Origin of the sequence: Rahnella sp. PD4, from assembly GCF_049199325.1 — a bacterium.
Taxonomy (GTDB): Bacteria; Pseudomonadota; Gammaproteobacteria; order Enterobacterales; family Enterobacteriaceae; genus Rahnella; species Rahnella perminowiae.
On record NZ_JBLZQF010000001.1, the window covers coordinates 637,247 to 656,392 of the forward strand.

Consider the following 19,146-nt stretch of genomic DNA (forward strand, 5'->3'; position numbering starts at 1 on the left):
AAAATTAACGTTGTGTTTTTTGCCCGGCAGAAACCGGCGCAGCCACAGGCGATTTACTCTGTGGAATAAAGAACAGGAACAGCGCGGGGATCAGATACAGGAAATACACCGCAACTTCGCTGACCGTCGGCGCTTCCTGATACCCGAACATCCCTTCCAGCAAGGTGCCAAATAAAGAGTGTGTGGATAAAGTCCCGCTCAGATCAAAGGCAATGTCCTGCATACGGTTCCACAACCCCGCTTCGTGGAACGCGCGGATAGCGCCCGCAGCCAGTCCGGCGGCGACAAACAGGATGAACAGGCTGGTCCATTTGAAAAACTTCGCCAGATGCAGTTTCACGCCGCCGTAATAAATCAGGAAACCCAGCACGATGGCCGCGCCGAGGCCAAGCACTGCACCGATCGGGGCTTCAATACCCACGTCTTGCTGGAAGGCTGCCAGCAGGAAAAACACCGATTCCAGCCCTTCACGCGCAACCGCAAAAAACACCATCGCAACCAGTGCCCAGCCCTGACCGCGACCGGAATTCAGCGCATGATCAATCGCCCCTTCCAGATGCACTTTGATAGACCGTGACACTTTGCGCATCCAGAACACCATGTATGTCAGAATGCACACCGCGACGACGGCGACGATACCTTCAAACAGCTCCTGTTGTTTTTGCGGAAACTCACCGGTCGTGGCATTGATGAAAAGACCGAGCGCCAGGCACAGCGCAGCGGCGATGAAAACGCCAATCCAGACCACACCGAGCCACTGCCCGCGCTGCGTCCGTTTGAGGTAGCTGGCAATCAGGCTGACGATCAGCGCAGCTTCCAGCCCTTCGCGAAACATAATGAGAAACGGAACGAACATGACGAGCTCCCGGCCCCTGAATTCTGACGAACCACAGAATGTATGAGGCTTCTGTAAAGAAAAGTAAAAAGAAACGATAGTGATTATCATTCTTGCCAAAAGAAATACAAGAGGCAACCGATCCTTTTTTTGAAAGGGGATCGGTAAATACACATGAAAAAATCAGGACGGAAGGCTTATGCGGCGGAAAATGCTGAAAACCGGGGCCTGAATGACCCCGGTCTGAGTGACACAACAGGAGATTATCGGTTAAACAGTTTTATATTCCGCTTCCGCGGCGGTGAAACGCTGCTCAACAGCGGCGGAAGGCTTACGCCCCGTCAGGCTGACAATCCAGATAGCCAGTGACGCGAAAATGAAACCGGGAATGATTTCGTATAATTCAGCCCAGCCATATTGTTTCCACAGGATCACCGTTATTGCACCGACCAACATCCCCGCCAGTGCACCGTTACGCGTCATACGTTTCCACATCACGGAAATCAGGATCACCGGCCCGAATGCGGCACCGAAACCGGCCCAGGCATAACTGACCAAACCGAGAACCCGGTTTTGCGGGTTGGCAGCCAGCGCAATAGCAATCAGCGCCACGATCAGCACCATTGCACGCCCCACCCACACAAGTTCGCGCTGACTCGCGCCTTTTCGCAGAAAAGCTTTGTAGAAATCTTCAGTAATGGCGCTTGAACACACCAGTAGCTGACAACTCAGGGTACTCATGACCGCTGCCAGAATAGCGGACAACAAGATCCCGGCAATCCACGGGTTGAACAGAATTTTCGCCAGCTCGATGAACACGCGCTCACCGTTTTGCGTCACGTTGCCCGCTTCAGCCGGATTATTGCTGAAGTACGCGATGCCGAAGAATCCTACAGCGATGGTACCTGCCAGACATAAAATCATCCATGTCATGCTGATACGGCGCGCTCTGCGGATAGTGAAGTGAGAATCGGCCGCCATGAAACGCGCCAGAATGTGCGGCTGACCGAAATAGCCCAGCCCCCAGCCCAGCAATGACAGTATCGCCACCAGATTCATGCCCTTAAACATATCAGTGTATTCAGGATTTTTGGCTTTGATGACCATCATCGAGGTATCAATGCCGCCAACGGCGAGGATGACGATAACCGGTGTCAGGATCAGTGCGAAAATCATCAGGCTGGCCTGCACGGTATCGGTCCAGCTGACGGCCAGAAAACCGCCGATAAAGGTATAAAGGATAGTCGCCGCCGCGCCGGCCCACAGCGCGGTCTGGTACGTCATGCCGAAGGTGCTTTCAAACAGACGTGCACCGGCCACGATGCCGGAGGCACAATAAATGGTGAAGAACACCAAAATCACAATCGCGGAAATAATGCGCAGCAGCTTGCTCGAATCTTCAAAACGATGCGTAAAGTAATCCGGCAACGTCAGCGCATTGTTATTGGCTTCGGTGTGTACACGTAGCCGCCCCGCCACCAGTTTCCAGTTCAGGTATGCGCCGATAGTCAGACCAATCGCGATCCAACTTTCCGAAATGCCGGAAATAAAAATCGCACCCGGCAGCCCCATTAACAACCAGCCACTCATGTCGGAAGCACCGGCGGACAGCGCCGTGACCACGCTGCCCAGACTGCGTCCGCCCAAAATATAATCATCAAAGTTTTTGGTTCGTAGATACGCGATGAGCCCAATCAAAATCATCCCGAAAATATAAACACAAAACGTCACCAGCATCGGTGTGTTCATTGTCATTCCATTCTCCACTTTCTTATTTTTTGCGATGTTGTCCGGCACCTGTCTGTCCCGGCAGCACTCCACCCGAAGTGCTGCCAAAAACCTGCCGGGGCGAGATGATGGCTGAAACCTCTAAAGGTTGCAGCAAGACTCTCCATATTTTTATATAGTCACTGACTCTGTATGGTTTTTATTCAAAATTACTGTCGAGCCGGATACTGGTTTAGCCTTATCCACTTTTCAATATTTTTAACATTTCAAATACACAAAATTCACCCTCCATCACAGTTATCCGCAATACGGGTTGTACTTTGCAGCGCGGAAAGTTGCACCCGATATAACCCTTGATATTGACGCCATGACAAGACAGGCAAGATCCATGCCGTTATTTTCTTGTTAAAAATGCCAGGTGAATCACAACAGGCACACTTCATGCATTAACAAGGTTGCACAAGGTTGCAACATAGAAGATATTGCTCGACATAAAGATAACGAATTCACCTGAAATTTTTCATATGGAGTGTTTGCGCATGGGTATGACCACGATGGGCGTGAAGCTGGATGAAGGTACGCGTGACAGGCTAAAAGAAGCGGCTCACAAAATTGACCGCACGCCGCACTGGCTGATCAAACAAGCGATATTTTCCTATCTTGAACGGCTGGAAAACGGCGATACACTGCCGGAAATTCCGGCACTGAATGGCGCTGCACCTGAAGGTGCGGAAGATGCCGCTGTACAACCTGTTCAGGAAGCCCATCAGCCATTCCTTGATTTCGCTGAGCAAATTCTGCCACAGTCGGTCAGCCGCTCGGCTATCACCGCCGCCTATCGCCGCCCTGAGCCTGAAGCCGTATCCATGCTGCTTGAACAGGCGCGTCTGCCTGCCCCGCTCAATGATGCAGCGCTGAAACTCGCGGCTGATATCGCCACCAGACTCAGAAACCAAAAGAGTGCAAACGGCCGCGCCGGGATGGTGCAAAGCCTGTTGCAGGAGTTCTCTCTGTCTTCTCAGGAAGGCGTAGCGCTGATGTGTCTGGCGGAAGCATTGCTGCGTATCCCCGACAAACCGACACGCGATGCGTTAATCCGCGACAAAATCAGCAACGGTAACTGGCATTCACATCTGGGACGCAGCCCGTCGCTGTTCGTTAACGCCGCAACCTGGGGTTTGCTGTTCACCGGAAAACTGGTCGCGACACACAATGAAGCAAGTCTGTCAAAATCTCTGAACCGTATTATCGGTAAAAGCGGTGAACCCCTGATCCGCAAAGGCGTGGACATGGCGATGCGCCTGATGGGCGAACAGTTTGTAACCGGTGAAACCATCGCCGAAGCGCTGGCCAATGCCCGTAAACATGAAGAAAAAGGTTTCCGCTATTCCTACGACATGCTGGGAGAAGCCGCGCTGACCGGAAAAGATGCCCAGGCCTATTTACTGTCTTATCAGCAGGCGATCAATGCCATTGGCAAGGCATCCAATGGTCGCGGCATTTATGAAGGCCCCGGCATTTCCATCAAACTTTCCGCCCTGCACCCGCGTTACAGCCGGGCGCAATATGAACGTGTGATGGAAGAATTGTATCCGCGCCTGCTTTCGCTGACATTGCTGGCACGCAGTTACGACATCGGCATTAACATTGATGCCGAAGAAGCTGACCGTCTGGAAATCTCTCTCGATTTGCTGGAAAAACTGTGCTTTGAACCGGAACTGGCCGGCTGGAACGGTATCGGCTTCGTGATCCAGGCGTATCAGAAACGTTGTCCGATGGTCATTGATTACCTGACCAATCTGGCACAGCGCAGCCGCCGCCGTCTGATGATCCGCCTGGTGAAAGGCGCGTACTGGGACAGCGAAATTAAGCGCGCGCAAATGGACGGTCTGGAGGATTATCCGGTTTATACCCGCAAGGTTTACACCGATGTTTCCTATCTGGCCTGCGCCCGTAAACTGCTGGCCGTGCCAAACCTGATTTATCCGCAGTTCGCAACGCATAACGCCCACACCGTGGCGGCGATTTATCAACTGGCCGGAAATAACTATTATCCGGGACAGTACGAATTCCAGTGTCTGCACGGCATGGGTGAACCGCTGTACGAGCAGGTGGTGGGGAAAATTTCTGACGGCAAACTGAACCGCCCGTGCCGTATTTATGCCCCGGTCGGTACACATGAAACGCTGCTGGCGTATCTGGTGCGTCGTCTGCTGGAAAATGGTGCGAACACGTCCTTTGTTAACCGTATCGCTGATGCCACGTTACCGATCGGGGAACTGGTTGCCGATCCGGTTCTGGCAGTTGAAGCGCTGGCCGCCAGTGAAGGTCAGGTCGGACTACCGCACCCGCGTATCGCACTGCCGCGCAATCTTTACGGTGACAAACGCGTCAACTCTGCGGGTCTGGACATGTCCAGCGAACACCGCCTGGCATCCCTGTCCAGCGCCCTGCTGCAAAGCGCCAGCCATCCGGTAAAAGCACAACCAATAATTGATGCGCAGACGGATGATGGCGAATTCCTGCCGGTGATCAATCCCTCTGAGAACAGCGACATCGTTGGGTACGTCCGTGAAGCCACACAAGCCGAAATTGGCCGGGCGCTGGATGCCTCAACCGCTGCCGGTGCGATATGGTTTGCGACACCTCCCGAAGAACGTGCCGCCATCCTGCAACGCGGCGCAGAACTGATGGAAGCGCAGTTGCAAAATCTGCTTGGTGTGCTGGTGCGCGAGGCAGGAAAAACCTTTAATAACGCCATCGCTGAAGTGCGTGAGGCCGTAGATTTCCTGCATTATTACGCCGGGCAGATCCGCGAAGATTTCGCCAATGACACACACCGTCCGCTGGGGCCGGTGGTCTGTATCAGTCCGTGGAACTTCCCGCTGGCGATCTTTACCGGTCAGATTGCCGCCGCGCTGGCCGCAGGCAACAGCGTACTGGCAAAACCCGCTGAACAAACGCCGCTGGTCGCTGCGCTGGCCGTGGGCATTCTGCATGAAGCCGGTGTACCGGCTGGCGTATTGCAACTGCTGCCCGGTCAGGGGGAAACGGTCGGTTCGCAGCTGGTGAATGACGAACGTGTCCGAGGTGTGCTGTTTACCGGTTCGACGGATGTCGCGGGTATCTTGCAACGCAACATTGCCGGTCGTCTGGATCCGCAGGGACGTCCGACCCCCCTTATCGCCGAAACCGGCGGCCTGAACGCCATGATTGTTGATTCTTCCGCGCTGACCGAACAGGTGGTCATGGACGTGGTGGCCTCGGCCTTTGACAGTGCCGGCCAGCGTTGTTCAGCTCTGCGTGTGTTATGCATTCAGGAGGATGTCGCCGATCACACGCTGCAAATGCTGCGCGGTGCGATGGCGGAGTGCCGCATGGGCAATCCGGAGCGTCTGAGTACCGATATCGGGCCGGTGATCGACGCCGAAGCCAAAGCCGGTATCGAAAAACATATCGATGCGATGCGTGCCAAAGGCCGCACCGTGTATCAGGCCACGCAGGAATTTACCGCTGACCAGCAGGAGTGGAGCCGCGGTACTTTTGTGAAACCGACGCTGATCGAGCTGGAAAGCTTTGATGAGATGAAGAAAGAAATCTTCGGACCGGTGCTGCACGTGGTGCGCTATGCGCGTCAGGATCTGGATACGCTGATCGGTCAGATTAATGCTGCCGGTTACGGCCTGACGCTGGGCATTCATACCCGCATCGACGAAACCATTCATCGCGTTACGCAGCAGGCGCACGTCGGCAACATGTACGTGAACCGCAATATGGTCGGTGCCGTGGTGGGTGTGCAACCGTTCGGTGGCGAAGGTCTGTCCGGTACCGGTCCTAAAGCCGGAGGCCCGCTGTATCTGTATCGCCTGCTGAGCAGCCGTCCGCAAGACGCCGTACCGCAAACCCTGTTACGGCAGGATCGCGAACTGCCGCTCGATACCTCCGTCCGCGAGGCCTTGCTGGCACCTCACCGCGCGCTGCAACAATGGGCGACAGAACAGAAGCACCGCGAGCAGTTTGTCACGGTTTGCGAACGTTTCGCGCAAACCAGTCAGGGCGGCACCTTGCGTACCCTGCCGGGACCTACCGGCGAACGCAACACTTACGCGCTGTTACCGCGTGAGCGCGTTCTGGCGCTGGCTGATAATCAGGACGATGCCCTGATCCAACTTGCCGCCGTCACCGCGACAGGTTGCCGTATTCTCTGGCCGGAAGCGCCGTTGCAACGTGATTTGTTCAACAGCCTGCCAAAAGCGGTACAGGCGCGTATCGATTTCGCCAAAGACTGGCAGACCGACACGCAGGTGTTTGACGCGGTGATTTACCACGGTGATGCGGATCAGTTGCGCGAACTTTGCCAGACCATTGCCCAGCGTCCGGGAGCCATTATATCGGTACAGGGCTTTGCGCGCGGTGAGGACAATATTCTGCTGGAACGCCTGTTACATGAACGTTCACTGAGCGTGAATACGGCTGCCGCCGGGGGAAATGCGAGTCTGATGACGATCGGGTAAAGCAGGAGTTGCAGGAGAGCCGCTGCAAGTGGGCGGCTTTTAAAAAGCCTGAGGAAACTTTTTGGATTTCAGTTGCAGTGAGGAATGGATCGAGACAATTTCGGTTTCTCAAGAACGGTTATCACGCGGCCTTTCGCGCCGAAACCGACCAGAGGGGAAAAAGCTTTTCCCCTCTGAACTCCCCTCGCTTTTTCAAACAAGTGATCCGCACGCAGGCTATGTTTCAGCAACCACTGTGACAGGCTGGAAATCTTGCCGCTATGCGGTGCCTTCTCTCGGTCCTGAAGCCTTTGGTCTTCAGGCCGCTCCGTTCAGCAAGATTTCTGAATCGCCCGCACGATCTTAAATTCAAAACCATTTGGCCTTTCATATTAAAATCAGTGAGGTTGCGAACTAAAAGCCGGAGGCCGGTTCCAAAATCACGCCGTAACGAGAGGTGAAAAACCGCGATTCTTTTTGCGCGGGTTGTAACCCGAGTGCAGGGCACCGCGCAGCGGCGGGATTTTGCGGCTATCACCTCGCTCGCTGAAACATAGCCTCCAGCGAAGCGCGCAGTTAAAGAGCCCGGGATTCTCAAGGGGTGCGGCGACAGGCGCCCCTTGAGGCCCGTGTGGGTGGCAACCCACGGTTTTGACCTCAGTGTGCCAGAAACTTCTCCAGAAACTGTTTCGTTCTCGCATGTTGCGGATTTGAGAACAGTTCCTTCGCGGGTCCCTGTTCCACTATTTTTCCCTGATCCATAAAAATAGCGCGGTCTGCTACGTCACGGGCAAAACTCATTTCGTGGGTCACTATCACCATAGTGCGACGCTCGAGAGCCAGTGCACGGATGGTGTTGAGAACTTCCCCCACCAGCTCCGGGTCAAGGGCGGAGGTAGGTTCATCAAACAAAATTACTTCAGGGCTCATTGCCAGTGCGCGGGCAATGGCAACGCGTTGCTGCTGACCACCGGAGAGGCGGCGCGGATAGGCATTTTCTTTGCCACTTAACCCGACTTTTTCCAGTAGCTGACGTGCCGTGGCGATGGCTTTTTCTTTCGGCTCGCCCTTCACTATCACCGGCCCTTCAATGATATTTTCCAGCACTGAACGGTGCGGGAACAGATTGAAGTTCTGGAAAACAAACCCTACCTGCTTGCGCAGTTCACGGACGTTATTCTTCTGTTTACTGACAGGCTTACTGGCATCAATTTCGATATTACCGACTTTGATGGTGCCGCCGTCCGGCTCTTCCAGCAGGTTAATGCTGCGTAATAAGGTGGTTTTACCCGAGCCGCTGGGGCCAATGATCGCCACAACTTCCCCGGCATTCACCTGCAAATCAATACCGTGTAACACCGTTTGTCCGTGGAATTTTTTAGTCAGTTGCTTTACGTCAATAGTACTCATGAAGGCTCCTGATCCTGACGGTTAACGCGGTCTTCCAGACGGTTTTGCAGGAAGGATAAAACGGTCGCCAGCACCCAATAAATGACCGATGCCGCCAGATACATGGTGAACACTTCCAGTGTGCGTGAGGTAACCAGTTGTGCCTGCCGGAACAGTTCCGGCACCTGAATAGTCGCCGCCAGCGAGGTATCTTTCACCAGCCCGATGAAACTGTTGCCCAGAGGAGGCAGCGCGGTACGGGCGGCCTGCGGCAAAATCACGCGGCGCAGGGTTTGCCACGGATTCATGCCGATACTGGCTGCCGCTTCCCACTGCCCTTTTTCGATAGACGAAATCGCCGCACGCAGGGTTTCAGAGGTATACGCCGCCGTATTGAGAGAGAGGCCAATCATCGCCGCCGGGATAGGATCCAGCTCAATGCCAAACTGGGGCAGACCGTAGTAAATCATAAACAACTGGGCGATCAGCGGCGTGCCACGGAAAACGGAGACGTAAAAACGCGACAACCATGACAGTGGCCAGAAATGCGAAAGGCGCATCAGCGCCAGCACGAAGCCCAGAATAAGACCGAACACCATCCCGCCCAGACTGAGCTGAAGCGTAAACAGTGTCCCTTTCAATAAAAATGGTGCTGAATCCAGCACCAGTTGAATACTTTCTTGCATCTAAGACCTTTAGATTTTCTGGATCTTTGAGATATTCACCGATGCTCTAAATAAATGAACTTGCATCAAGGCAGCAAGTGCGCAAGTCCCGATGAGCTTACACAGGTAAGTGATTCGGGCGAGCAAGCGCAGCTAACGCCAAGGCAAGTTCAGTTATGACGAGCATTACTTCGTTACATCCGCGCCGAACCATTTCTGTGAGATCTTCGCGAGTGAGCCGTCCTGCTGCATTTCAGCAATCGCTTTGTTGATCGCGGCCAGCAGTTCCGGGTTGTCTTTGCGGATCGCCACGCCCGATTCCAGACGGGAGAAAGGCGCGCCTGCAACCGCTAAGGTGTCACCGGTTTTCTTGACCAGATCCAGTGCTGCCAGACGGTCTACCAGAATAGCGTTGATGCGGCCTACGCGCAGATCCTGATATTTAGTCGGGTCATCATCATAAGTACGGATATCCACACCCTGCACGTTCTGACGTAACCATTGCTCATAGTTACTGCCCAGACCTACACCGACTTTTTTGCCTTTCAGATCTTCAGGCTTAGTGATGGTGCCTTCCTGTCCTTGTTTGGTCAGCGCCTGAATACCGGAAACAGTGTACGGCGTAGAGAAGTCATATTTTTTCTCACGCTCAGGAGAAATGGTCACCTGATTGATCACCACGTCGATACGTTTAGATTCCAGCGAAGCCAGCATGCCGTCCCATTTGGTCGGTTGCAGTTTCGCTTTCACGCCCATGTGCTGCGCCAGCGCATCCGCAAATTCGACTTCAAAACCGGTCAGTTTGCCGTCTTCACCCTGAAAACTGAACGGAGGATAAGTCCCTTCCAGCCCGACGATCAAAGTGCCACGATCTTTAACTTTCTTCAGTAACCCTTCGTCAGCCAATGCATTGCTGACCATGCCTGCGGTCAGCGTGACCGCAACAGCACCCAGAAGCAAACGACGACGCAGTGTAGAAAAACCCATATTCACCTCAGTTATAGTTAGTTATAGAACGCTATATCCCCTACTAATTTGCGCACAGTAGCACCCGCTGCGCCAGTTATCAGGAATATAATTCTATAATCTTAGCTCAAAAAAGCATAAGCGGATTGTAGAGTATTAAACCTGCGGATGATACGCAAACAGTGCCGGTGCGCCGCCGGTGTGAATGAACAGAATCGGGCCTTCTTCCGGGAATAATCCGCGCTCAATACCCTCAAGTAAACCGGCCATCGCTTTGCCGGTATACACCGGATCCAATAACATCGCTTCCTGCTCTGCCAGCAGTTTCACGGCGGCGGTCCCGCCTTCATTTGGCTCACCATAGCGTGGCGCAAAATAGTCGTCCCACAAGATAATTGACGGCGTTTTCTCACCCAGCTGCAATTGTGTTGTCACGTCCCGGGCAATGGCTTCGACTTTCGGACGTTGGGCATCGGCGCTACGTGACACTGTCACGCCAATCAACTGTGTATCCGGCATGAGATGTTGTAAAGCGACCGCCAGACCGGCGTGCGTACCGGCGCTGCCGGATGCCACCACCACGGCACTGAAATCCACAAAACTGGCTGAAGATTGCTCGGCGATTTCCAGCGCACATTTCACATAGCCGAGTGCGCCGAGAGCATTGGAGCCGCCAACCGGCACCACGTACGGACGAAAACCTTGTGCCTCCAGGCGTTCAGCTTGTTCGGCAAGTTGCGCCATCGGATCATGCAGTGCGTCGCACATCACCACTTCCACGTTAAAGAGATCCAGCAGCAGACGGTTGCCGTTGGTCAGATAATTTGCTTCGGTAGTGCCGATCGGGTTTTCCAGCAAGGCAACGCATTTCAGGCCCAGTTTAGCGGCTACGGCGGCGGTCTGGCGTACATGGTTTGACTGAATGGCACCGGCAGTGACCAGCGTATCGGCACCTTCTGCCAGCGCAGCCGCGGTCAGATATTCCAGTTTGCGCAGCTTATTGCCCCCCATCGCCAGCGGTGTAATGTCATCACGTTTGATGTAAATATCGCGGCCGACGTATTCAGAAAGACGATGCAGTTTTTCCAGTGGTGTGGCACTGCACAGTAAATCGAGACGATCGAAGGCTTCCAGCCGGGTTTTAAGCAAAGAAATTTTAGCAGGCACAGTGTTCCCCTGACGCACGGCACAGAGCTGTACGAAGTTGTTATCGTTAAAGTAGGTTAGATTCAGAGACGGGTTATTGAGTCAGTATATAAAGAATTTATAGAAACTGCGGACAGATTCAAGACAAAAAAACAGGCTCCCGGAGGAGCCTGTTTGTGCATTGCGCGTCAGTCTGTCTGAGATCCGATTACGCGGATTTCTGCCAGGCCAGATACTGGTCGTATTTGCGCAGGGCAATACGGTAGTTGTCATGACCCGCCACCGGTAAATCACTGATGATTCGCTGGTGGATACTGTCCCCTGAAAGTTTCTCCAGAGGATAGTTGTTTGCAGAGAGGATTTCATCCAGACGGCGGAGGCGGACAACATACTCGCGCACCGTGCTGTGATTCATCTCAGTCTGCTCAAACAGGTATTGCTTAAACGCCATAATGTCAAAATATGACGAATGGCTGTTACAGCTTATCTCACTGCAAAAACGACACAGCGCGGTCAGTTCCTGCGACAGGTTGTGCCACACGTCATCATCAATAGGCTGGTCCATCTTGGCGATGGCCTCTTTATTGATGATTTGCCCGCGAAACACCAGTGCCATCCTGTCGAGTTCTTTTGCACACTGTGAGCAATGAGTCTGACTGTGTTTAAAATCTTTAAGATAACGGCTTAAAGGCCTTGTTTTGATTCCCGCTGGCATAAATTTATTCCTGATAAGGGATATAAAATGTATAACCGGCCAGGAAAAAGCGGATCAGTGGTCGTTAGCCAGACGGGTTCGCAAACGCTTAATCGCCTGACTGTGGAGCTGGCTTACACGGGATTCCCCGACGTCCAGCACCGCCCCGATCTCTTTTAAATTCAACTCTTCCTGGTAGTAAAGCGTAAGTACCATCTTTTCCCGTTCTGGTAACGCATCGATAGCTTCCATCACCCGGTGGCGTAAATTGCCCTCCAACAGATGATGTAACGGGTTGGCCTCTTCGTGCCCTTCCATCAATGCCTCGGCAGTATCGCCGTGCTCTTCGCGCCATTCGTCATAAGAAAACAACTGGCTACTGTTCGTATCCATTAATATCTGCCGGTACTCCTCGATGGGAATATCCAGCACCTGCGCCACCTCTCCTTCACTCGGCGGTCGCCCTAATTTTTGTTCTGCGCTATGCATCGCCTGAGACACTTCGCGCGCATTACGTCTGACGCTGCGCGGCACCCAGTCGCGGCTACGCAACTCATCAAGCATGGCACCACGAATACGCTGAACGGCATACGTCGTAAATGCCGTCCCCTGCATCGCATCAAAACGCTCAACCGCATTTAACAGGCCGATCCCCCCCGCTTGCAGTAGATCATCAAGCTCTACGCTGGCGGGAAGCCGCACCTGCAAACGCAGGGCTTCATGGCGCACGAGCGGAACATAGCGCTGCCACAAAGAATTTTTGTCTATCACGCCGTCGGCGGTATACAGATCGCTCACTGTCGTAACCTGGCAAATTGAGGGTCAGTATGATTGTGCCAGTGATAACCGCTGTTCAATCGGCTGAATAAGGCCTGAAAAGCACGGTTATTTTGATTATGTCTCGCACATTCTGTTTGCAGACGTCTGCCGGTAACGCGTCAACGATCGATTAAAAAAAGATCACAACCTAAAGATTATCCTAAATTATACCAGTGAATGCCTAGCATTAATCCTTAAGAATGGTAAATTTTGGTTAAAAAAAACCCCGCCGGAGCGAGGTTTGTTCTGTTTATAACCGAACTGCGTAATTTGTCGACTAAGACAATTATTGCAGCAGGGACAATACAGACTGAGGAACCTGATTAGCTTTAGCCAATACTGAAGTACCCGCCTGCTGCAGGATCTGTGCACGGCTCATGTTGGACACTTCGGTAGAGTAGTCTGCATCCTGAATACGGCTACGTGCAGAGGTCAGGTTGTTAACAGTGTTGCTCAGGTTGCTGATAGTCGATTCAAAACGGTTCTGAGAAGCACCCAGAGAAGAACGTTGAGTATCCACCGCTTTCAGCGCAGCATCGATATCTGCCAAAGGTTTTGTACCCGCAGCTGCACCAGTTTCGTCAACTTTACCTTTTAAAACGTCAAAACCAATTGCGCTTACTGTACGGTCGTTACCATTGACGGTGTCAGTGCCTGCAACCATTGCTTTGGTATTCAAAGCGGTACCAGCGGCACTGGTACCGCCTGCAGTAATTGCTGAAGCCAAGTTCCAGCCCGCTGCGGAGTTGATATCGATGCCGATTTTTTCGCCATCTTTAGAACCAACCTGGAAATTGTAGGTACTTGCTGTTGCTGCAGTGTTATCGAGAACTTTAATACCGTTAAAATCGGTTTGTCTTGTAACGCGGTCAACTTCCTGCATACGTTGGTTAACTTCAGACTGGATGGAGTCGATGTCTGATGCGGAGTTAGAGCTGTTCTGTGCCTGAACAGTCAGGTCACGAATACGTTGCAAGTTATTGTTGATTTCGCTCAGTGCGCCTTCAGCAGTCTGTGACAGAGAGATACCATCGTTAGCGTTACGGGAAGCAACAGTCAGGCCATTGATGTTAGACGTGAAACGGTTGGCAATCGCCTGACCCGCTGCATCATCTTTTGCGCTGTTGATACGCAGACCAGAAGACAGACGCTCAATGGCGGTGCCCAGGGATGCTTGAGATTTGTTCAGGTTGTTCTGAGTCATCAGGGACAAGCTGTTAGTGTTGATTACCGCCATAGTATGATTTCCTTAAAGTCTGTTAATTAGGTTTAGGCTTTCGGCCTACGGCTTTATCACCGTCCAAACTTGTATCGGCGCTTACACAGGAACCTTTAGCCAGAATTTAAAAAAAACGAAAAAAAACGTTCCCCCGTTTTTTCTTTCTTATATAGGGCAAACTAAACCCGCAAATTACCCCTCATACAGCCAGCTATTCTTGCCATAGAAATTTAGATGCCCGGTATAAACTTTGTGTCATCTTTGCCGATAACACGAGTAACACCCTTCTATTTAAGGAATATAAAATGGCTAGCGTAAGTTCACTCGGTGCAGGGACCAGTCTTGATCTCACCAGTTTGATGGATTCATTGACCGCGTCAGAAAATGCTCGTCTGACTCCATTCACTACTCAGCAAACCTCCTACAAAGCCAAATTAACCTCCTTTGGTATTTTGCAAACGGCGCTTGATAAGCTGAAAACGGCAACCACCGCATTACAGTCAGCCGGGACCATTGCCGGTACTGCTATCAGCAGCACAAACACCGCTTTCACTGCGACCTTAGCCAGTGGCACAACGGCACCTGCAGGTTCATATAATGTAAAAGTGACACAATTGGCTCAGGCACAATCTTTGCTCACGGGATCAGTCAGTAGCGCCACAACCAATGTGGGTACTGCAGGAACGGCGAGCCGGACAATTACTATCGCGCAAGCAGATAAAACACCGTTAACAGTGACATTGACTGAAGATCAGACCACGCTTACCGGTATTCGCGACGCGATTAATGCTAAACAAAGTGGGGTTACCGCCAGCATCATCAAAGCAAACGATAATAGTTACCATCTGGCATTGACTGCGAACGATACGGGTACAGCGAATGCAATGACAGTCAGCGTCACTGGTGATGATACGTTGAATCAGTTGATCGGGTATGACGCGACATCTTCCACAAATGGTATGACCGTATCGACTAAAGCTCAGGATGCCAAGTTTACCGTTAACGATCTCGAAATCACCCGCAGCAGCAATACCGTCACAGATGCGCTGGAAGGACTGACCATAAACCTAAAATCTGTCTCAGCGAGTACCACGCCAGAGACATTGAGCGTGACAAAAGATACTACGGCAATGACGGCCGCTATTCAGAATTACGTCGATACTTACAACTCCTTGCAAACGACCATTGCCAACCAGACAGCTTATACGTCCGTAGCTAAAGGGGCTGACTCGCAAGATTCCGGCAATGGCGCATTGTTTGGCAATGGTACTGTTCGCACAATTGCCACACAGGTACGCAGCCAGTTGTCTTCAGTTCAATCCAATTCTGATTACGCCACCCTGGCCAACCTCGGTATTACCCAGGATATCAACGGTAAGTTGCAGGTAGATAGCACCAAACTCAATACGGCGCTGACCACCAAGCCTGACAGCGTAGTGAGTTTTTTCCAGGGCGACGGTAAAACAACCGGCTTTGGTACTCAGGCCACTGCCATGCTGACGAAAATGCTCGATACGACAAACGGCTCCATTCAAAATGCTGAAGACGGTATTAATAAATCGCTGAAAAATATCGCAAATAGCATTACATCGACAACAACCAGTATTAACAATAACCTTGCGCTGTATAAAACTCAGTTTACAAATTTATCAGTACTCGTCAATAAACTGACCAGTACAGGTAATTACCTGACACAGCAATTTGCATCGTCGGGCTCTTCTTCATAAGGAATGTGTATGTACCAAAATTCAGGAGCAAAAGCCTATGCCCAAATTGGGCTCGAAAGTGCGGTGATGAGCGCATCGCCGCACCAGTTGGTAGTCATGCTATTTGACGGGGCGCGAAGCGCCCTTATCCGGGCAGGCATTTTTATGCAACAAGGCGATATTCCCGGTAAAGGGAATGCTTTATCAAAAGCCATCAACATCATAGATAACGGACTGATAGCCGGTTTAAGTCGCGAAAAAGGTGATCCTGAATTAGTGGATAACCTCGAAGCACTTTATTCCTATATGGTCCGCCGTTTATTGCATGCAAATTTACACAACGATCAAGAGGCCATCGCTGAGGTGCTGACCCTGCTTGAAAATATCGCCGATGCCTGGCGGCAAATCGGCCCAAACTACCACCCGTCGCAGGACCAATATAATGGATCAACATCAGTATCTGGTTAATGAATATCAACTGATCCTGTCTTTAAGCGAGCAGATGTTGCGGCTGGCGAGAGAAGAGAAGTGGGATGAGCTGGTTGAGCTCGAAGTCAGTTACGTGAAAGCAGTAGAAGCTACTACCAGATTGCCGATGTCAGAACAGACATCGGTAATGATTCAGAATGATGTCCGCCGCTATTTGCGCATTATTCTGGATAATGAAACTACGATTAAAACATTATTACAGGCCCGGATGAATAAACTCACCGAGCTGATTGGCCAGTCTTCCCGACAACAACAAGTGAATACGACTTACGGAAAAATTGACCTCCGTTCGATTGCCTTTGGCGATCACCAATAATTATTAATTTTTGTTTATTTGCTTTTTTTTCCAATATTTCTTGTGCAAAAATAAGTTTTCAGAGGCAGAGAGTACCTGGCAACCAGGGCTGGTTCTCTCTGTCTTCTCCCAAAATTACACGCATCAACCGGTAGCCTGTTTGTATTCGCAAAGCGGGAATTTTTTATCAGGCAGCACACCACAGGTTGCCGTCGTCATTTTCGGGCATCATCATCATGGTTCGTAAAATAAAAGTGACTCCAGGGATAGGAACCATTTCTCTGCTTATTCAGCATAGTGAACTTTTTATTCATGATGTTTATATTGATAAGCCACAACTGGTTCTCATTCAGAACGGAAGCCTCTCCATTACGAACCAGAGCCAGCAAGTGACATTGCAGACGGGCGAAATGCTGGTGCTTAACAGCGGGCAAATGCTGAGCATGACTCACCATTTATCCGGAAATGGCCCTTTCAGCTGCGCAATCATGGCATGGGATCATCAATTGCTCAGTGATGCGGGCCTTCATGCGACCGGCTTTAGCCCGCCACTTATTGCTGTTGATACCCTGCAAGTTATTCCGCACATCCCCGGCGCTTTCAAACAAAGTTTTACCGACACTCACTCAGCCATACTCTGGCATCACGGACTGCCCGCACCGATAACCCGTCACCGCATGCTCGAACAATTACTCTGGTTGTCGCAACTGGGTGTACGTTATTCCATGCAGCATAGTGAAAGCGTGACAGATAACGTACGTGAATTATTAGTCAATAATCTGCATAAGTCATTTACTGCCGCCGAAGTGGCAGAAAAACTGATGATGAATGAAGTGATGCTGCGCAGACGTCTGGCGGGTGAAAATTGTGTACTGCGAAACCTGATGATCGATGTACGCATGACTCACGCGCTGCGTCTGCTGCAATGCACGGATCTGGCAATTTCACATATTGCCCATCAGGTAGGCTATGAAAGTGGCTCGCGTTTTGCCGAGCGTTTCCGCAAGCGTTTCGGGTTCGCGCCAACCGCGATCCGGGGTCATTTACGCCCCCTTTCGACTCCTGCACTTCTCACAACCGACGATATATAACAACTCGCGCCAAACCGACACAACCCAAAAATTTGAGTAACATCACACAATATTTGATTACCAGATGTTAACGGAATATCATACACGCCGTTATTTTCTTTATGTTCAGGGGTTGGTTGTGCACGTTTGGTGGGAAGTGATTAAAACGATTTACTGGGGCGGACTGGGCATTGCAGTATTATTCACTTTGCTGGTGAGCCGCGACACGATAAAAATAAGGCTGTTAACTTCCGGTATTATCGGGTTTACCTGGCCGATGAGCCTGCCGGTCGTCCTTCTCTTTTCTCTGTTCTGAACCCGTCTTCGCTACAGACACGTTAGTGTAAAGAACCCGGCCTGCAGACCGGGTTCTGATAACAGCATTGCAAGGGTTATTTGCGGGTCTGCACCCAAAATCCGTGGATCAAACCCGGCAGGTAACCACAAAGTGTCAGAATGATGTTCAGCAGAAATGCACCACCGAAACCGTTGCCAATCAGCACACCCAATGGCGGCACAAGAATTGTGATCAATACTCTCCAGAATCCCATCTTATTCTCCCTTTGTTTATCATTGCTTTGTTTATCATAAAGAATGGTAGCGCATGAAAAATGAAACGGGCATCAGATGAAACCTAATTGATCAGTGCCAGCATGATTTCCACCTCCTGCCGCGTTTTTTCCAGCATTTCGCTATCGCCGTTGCGACGTTCTGCATCCGACACCTGATGGATCTGGCGCATTTGCCATCTCACCTGATTCTTTTGTTCTGCCGTCATACTGCGGCACATCACGATAATAAAGTTTCGCAGCATCATTTGTTGCATGGCAGTTTCTTCAGCGTGCTTATTGACCGACATGACCAAATCTATAACATGTTTTTCTGCCATTGCAGATCCCGGTGGGGGTATAGTCAGGCCAAACTAACATGGTCTGGCAACCGCTGATGGCGACAGATGATGTGTTTAACGCCGCTATTTCTGCGCATAGAATTTACCCGGATCTCCCGATTATGTTTTCCATCGATCAAGTATTTAAGCGCCTGTCCGCTTCACCTTTTCGTCAGCGTTTCCATCTCGGCGTAAAAGAGTACCGGTATTGTCAGGATAAAGGGCCGGAAACGGTCAGCCGGCATGCGGCGGATTTTATGGCTAAGCGTCTTGCTCCGGCGGAGCCGGAACATGACGGTAAACAAACGCCGATGCGCGGTCACCCGGTGTTTATTGCCCAGCATGCGACGGCCACCTGCTGTCGCGGCTGTCTGGAAAAGTGGCATTCCATACCCGCTCATACTGACATGACAGTCGCGCAACAGGAGTATGCCGTAACGGTCATTATGCACTGGCTTCATCAGGAAATGCAGCGCCCTGCTCCGGTGGCTAAGGCGCAAAAGGCTGGCAAAAAAACGTCAGCTAACCCGGATAAGGCACAACAACTGAATTTGTTGTAAGAGGCGCATCACACTCGTTAAAAAATAAAAGGTGATAATCATCACATTTTTTCTGCATTTACAAACTTAACCGCAATCCTACTCTATAATTTTAAAGGAATAAGAATTGTGCGACGGGTTGCCTTCAGCACGCCCTTTGAAGTCTTTCTTTTGCAGTCTTTCGGATGAGCTTTTCCAGGTGAA

General features: G+C 51.4%; 18 protein-coding genes. 7 read left to right on the plus strand and 11 right to left on the minus strand.

Annotated elements, in window-relative coordinates; genetic code table 11:
* Positions 1 to 4: 4 nt before the first annotated feature.
* A complete protein-coding gene (gene efeU / locus ACOZIO_RS02745) occupies positions 5 to 856 on the minus strand; it encodes an iron uptake transporter permease EfeU (protein ID WP_129951474.1) in 852 nt (283 codons plus the stop codon).
* Positions 857 to 1,105: 249 nt separating this feature from the next.
* Complete coding sequence (putP, locus tag ACOZIO_RS02750) at positions 1,106 to 2,590, minus strand: sodium/proline symporter PutP (RefSeq protein ID WP_129951475.1); 1,485 nt, start codon at positions 2,588 to 2,590, stop codon at positions 1,106 to 1,108.
* A 512-nt stretch (positions 2,591 to 3,102) separates the two neighbouring features.
* Here putP and putA point away from each other — a divergent pair.
* Positions 3,103 to 7,077 (plus strand): trifunctional transcriptional regulator/proline dehydrogenase/L-glutamate gamma-semialdehyde dehydrogenase, encoded by a 3,975-nt coding sequence (gene putA / locus ACOZIO_RS02755; RefSeq protein ID WP_421594915.1) that lies wholly within the window; start codon positions 3,103 to 3,105, stop codon positions 7,075 to 7,077.
* A 636-nt stretch (positions 7,078 to 7,713) separates the two neighbouring features.
* Here the strand turns inward: putA and tcyN are convergent.
* From tcyN to ACOZIO_RS02790, 7 genes are all read right to left on the minus strand, one after another.
* Positions 7,714 to 8,466 (minus strand): L-cystine ABC transporter ATP-binding protein TcyN, encoded by a 753-nt coding sequence (tcyN, locus tag ACOZIO_RS02760; protein WP_129951478.1) that lies wholly within the window; start codon positions 8,464 to 8,466, stop codon positions 7,714 to 7,716.
* Complete coding sequence (tcyL, locus tag ACOZIO_RS02765; RefSeq protein WP_129951479.1) at positions 8,463 to 9,131, minus strand: cystine ABC transporter permease; 669 nt, start codon at positions 9,129 to 9,131, stop codon at positions 8,463 to 8,465. Before tcyL ends, tcyN begins: the two co-directional genes overlap by 4 nt.
* A gap of 165 nt (positions 9,132 to 9,296) precedes the next feature.
* Positions 9,297 to 10,097 (minus strand): cystine ABC transporter substrate-binding protein, encoded by an 801-nt coding sequence (gene tcyJ, locus ACOZIO_RS02770; protein ID WP_421594916.1) that lies wholly within the window; start codon positions 10,095 to 10,097, stop codon positions 9,297 to 9,299.
* Between the two features lie 135 nt (positions 10,098 to 10,232).
* Positions 10,233 to 11,243 (minus strand): D-cysteine desulfhydrase, encoded by a 1,011-nt coding sequence (locus tag ACOZIO_RS02775; protein WP_129951481.1) that lies wholly within the window; start codon positions 11,241 to 11,243, stop codon positions 10,233 to 10,235.
* A 187-nt stretch (positions 11,244 to 11,430) separates the two neighbouring features.
* Positions 11,431 to 11,937 (minus strand): flagella biosynthesis regulatory protein FliZ, encoded by a 507-nt coding sequence (fliZ, locus tag ACOZIO_RS02780; protein ID WP_129951482.1) that lies wholly within the window; start codon positions 11,935 to 11,937, stop codon positions 11,431 to 11,433.
* A 54-nt stretch (positions 11,938 to 11,991) separates the two neighbouring features.
* Positions 11,992 to 12,714, minus strand: a complete 723-nt coding sequence (locus ACOZIO_RS02785) for an RNA polymerase sigma factor FliA (RefSeq protein ID WP_129951483.1) — start codon at positions 12,712 to 12,714, stop codon at positions 11,992 to 11,994.
* 307 nt (positions 12,715 to 13,021) lie between these two features.
* Entirely contained in the window at positions 13,022 to 13,972 is a 951-nt protein-coding gene (locus ACOZIO_RS02790) for a flagellin (RefSeq protein WP_421594917.1), read from the minus strand.
* A 287-nt stretch (positions 13,973 to 14,259) separates the two neighbouring features.
* Between ACOZIO_RS02790 and fliD the strand changes: the two genes are divergently transcribed.
* The 5 genes from fliD to ACOZIO_RS02815 all read left to right on the plus strand — a co-directional run bounded on the left by fliD (position 14,260) and on the right by ACOZIO_RS02815 (position 17,830).
* On the plus strand, positions 14,260 to 15,681 hold the full coding sequence (fliD, locus tag ACOZIO_RS02795; protein WP_217234284.1) for a flagellar filament capping protein FliD: 1,422 nt from the start codon (positions 14,260 to 14,262) through the stop codon (positions 15,679 to 15,681).
* A 9-nt stretch (positions 15,682 to 15,690) separates the two neighbouring features.
* The gene (gene fliS, locus ACOZIO_RS02800) at positions 15,691 to 16,128 is read left to right on the plus strand and encodes a flagellar export chaperone FliS (RefSeq protein WP_015697542.1); all 438 of its coding nucleotides are present in this window, start codon (positions 15,691 to 15,693) and stop codon (positions 16,126 to 16,128) included.
* Complete coding sequence (gene fliT, locus ACOZIO_RS02805; RefSeq protein WP_421594918.1) at positions 16,103 to 16,465, plus strand: flagella biosynthesis regulatory protein FliT; 363 nt, start codon at positions 16,103 to 16,105, stop codon at positions 16,463 to 16,465. The genes fliS and fliT overlap by 26 nt, the downstream gene beginning before the upstream one ends.
* Positions 16,466 to 16,680: 215 nt before the next feature.
* Positions 16,681 to 17,535 carry a helix-turn-helix transcriptional regulator gene (locus ACOZIO_RS02810; RefSeq protein ID WP_129951489.1) on the plus strand — a complete coding sequence of 285 codons (855 nt, stop codon included), beginning with the start codon at positions 16,681 to 16,683 and terminating at the stop codon, positions 17,533 to 17,535.
* Between the two features lie 118 nt (positions 17,536 to 17,653).
* On the plus strand, positions 17,654 to 17,830 hold the full coding sequence (locus tag ACOZIO_RS02815; protein ID WP_013575783.1) for a GhoT/OrtT family toxin: 177 nt from the start codon (positions 17,654 to 17,656) through the stop codon (positions 17,828 to 17,830).
* 76 nt (positions 17,831 to 17,906) lie between these two features.
* On the opposite strand, the gene ACOZIO_RS02820 is transcribed toward ACOZIO_RS02815, so the two are convergent.
* Together ACOZIO_RS02820 and ACOZIO_RS02825 are read right to left on the minus strand one after the other, a co-directional pair.
* Positions 17,907 to 18,065 (minus strand): YqaE/Pmp3 family membrane protein, encoded by a 159-nt coding sequence (locus ACOZIO_RS02820; protein ID WP_015690040.1) that lies wholly within the window; start codon positions 18,063 to 18,065, stop codon positions 17,907 to 17,909.
* Positions 18,066 to 18,148: 83 nt separating this feature from the next.
* Positions 18,149 to 18,403, minus strand: coding sequence for a hypothetical protein (locus tag ACOZIO_RS02825; protein WP_129951490.1), 255 nt, complete (start codon positions 18,401 to 18,403; stop codon positions 18,149 to 18,151).
* A gap of 38 nt (positions 18,404 to 18,441) precedes the next feature.
* Here ACOZIO_RS02825 and ACOZIO_RS02830 point away from each other — a divergent pair, with 38 nt between their 5' ends.
* Entirely contained in the window at positions 18,442 to 18,963 is a 522-nt protein-coding gene (locus ACOZIO_RS02830; protein WP_129951491.1) for a DUF4186 domain-containing protein, read from the plus strand.
* Positions 18,964 to 19,146 lie beyond the last annotated feature (183 nt).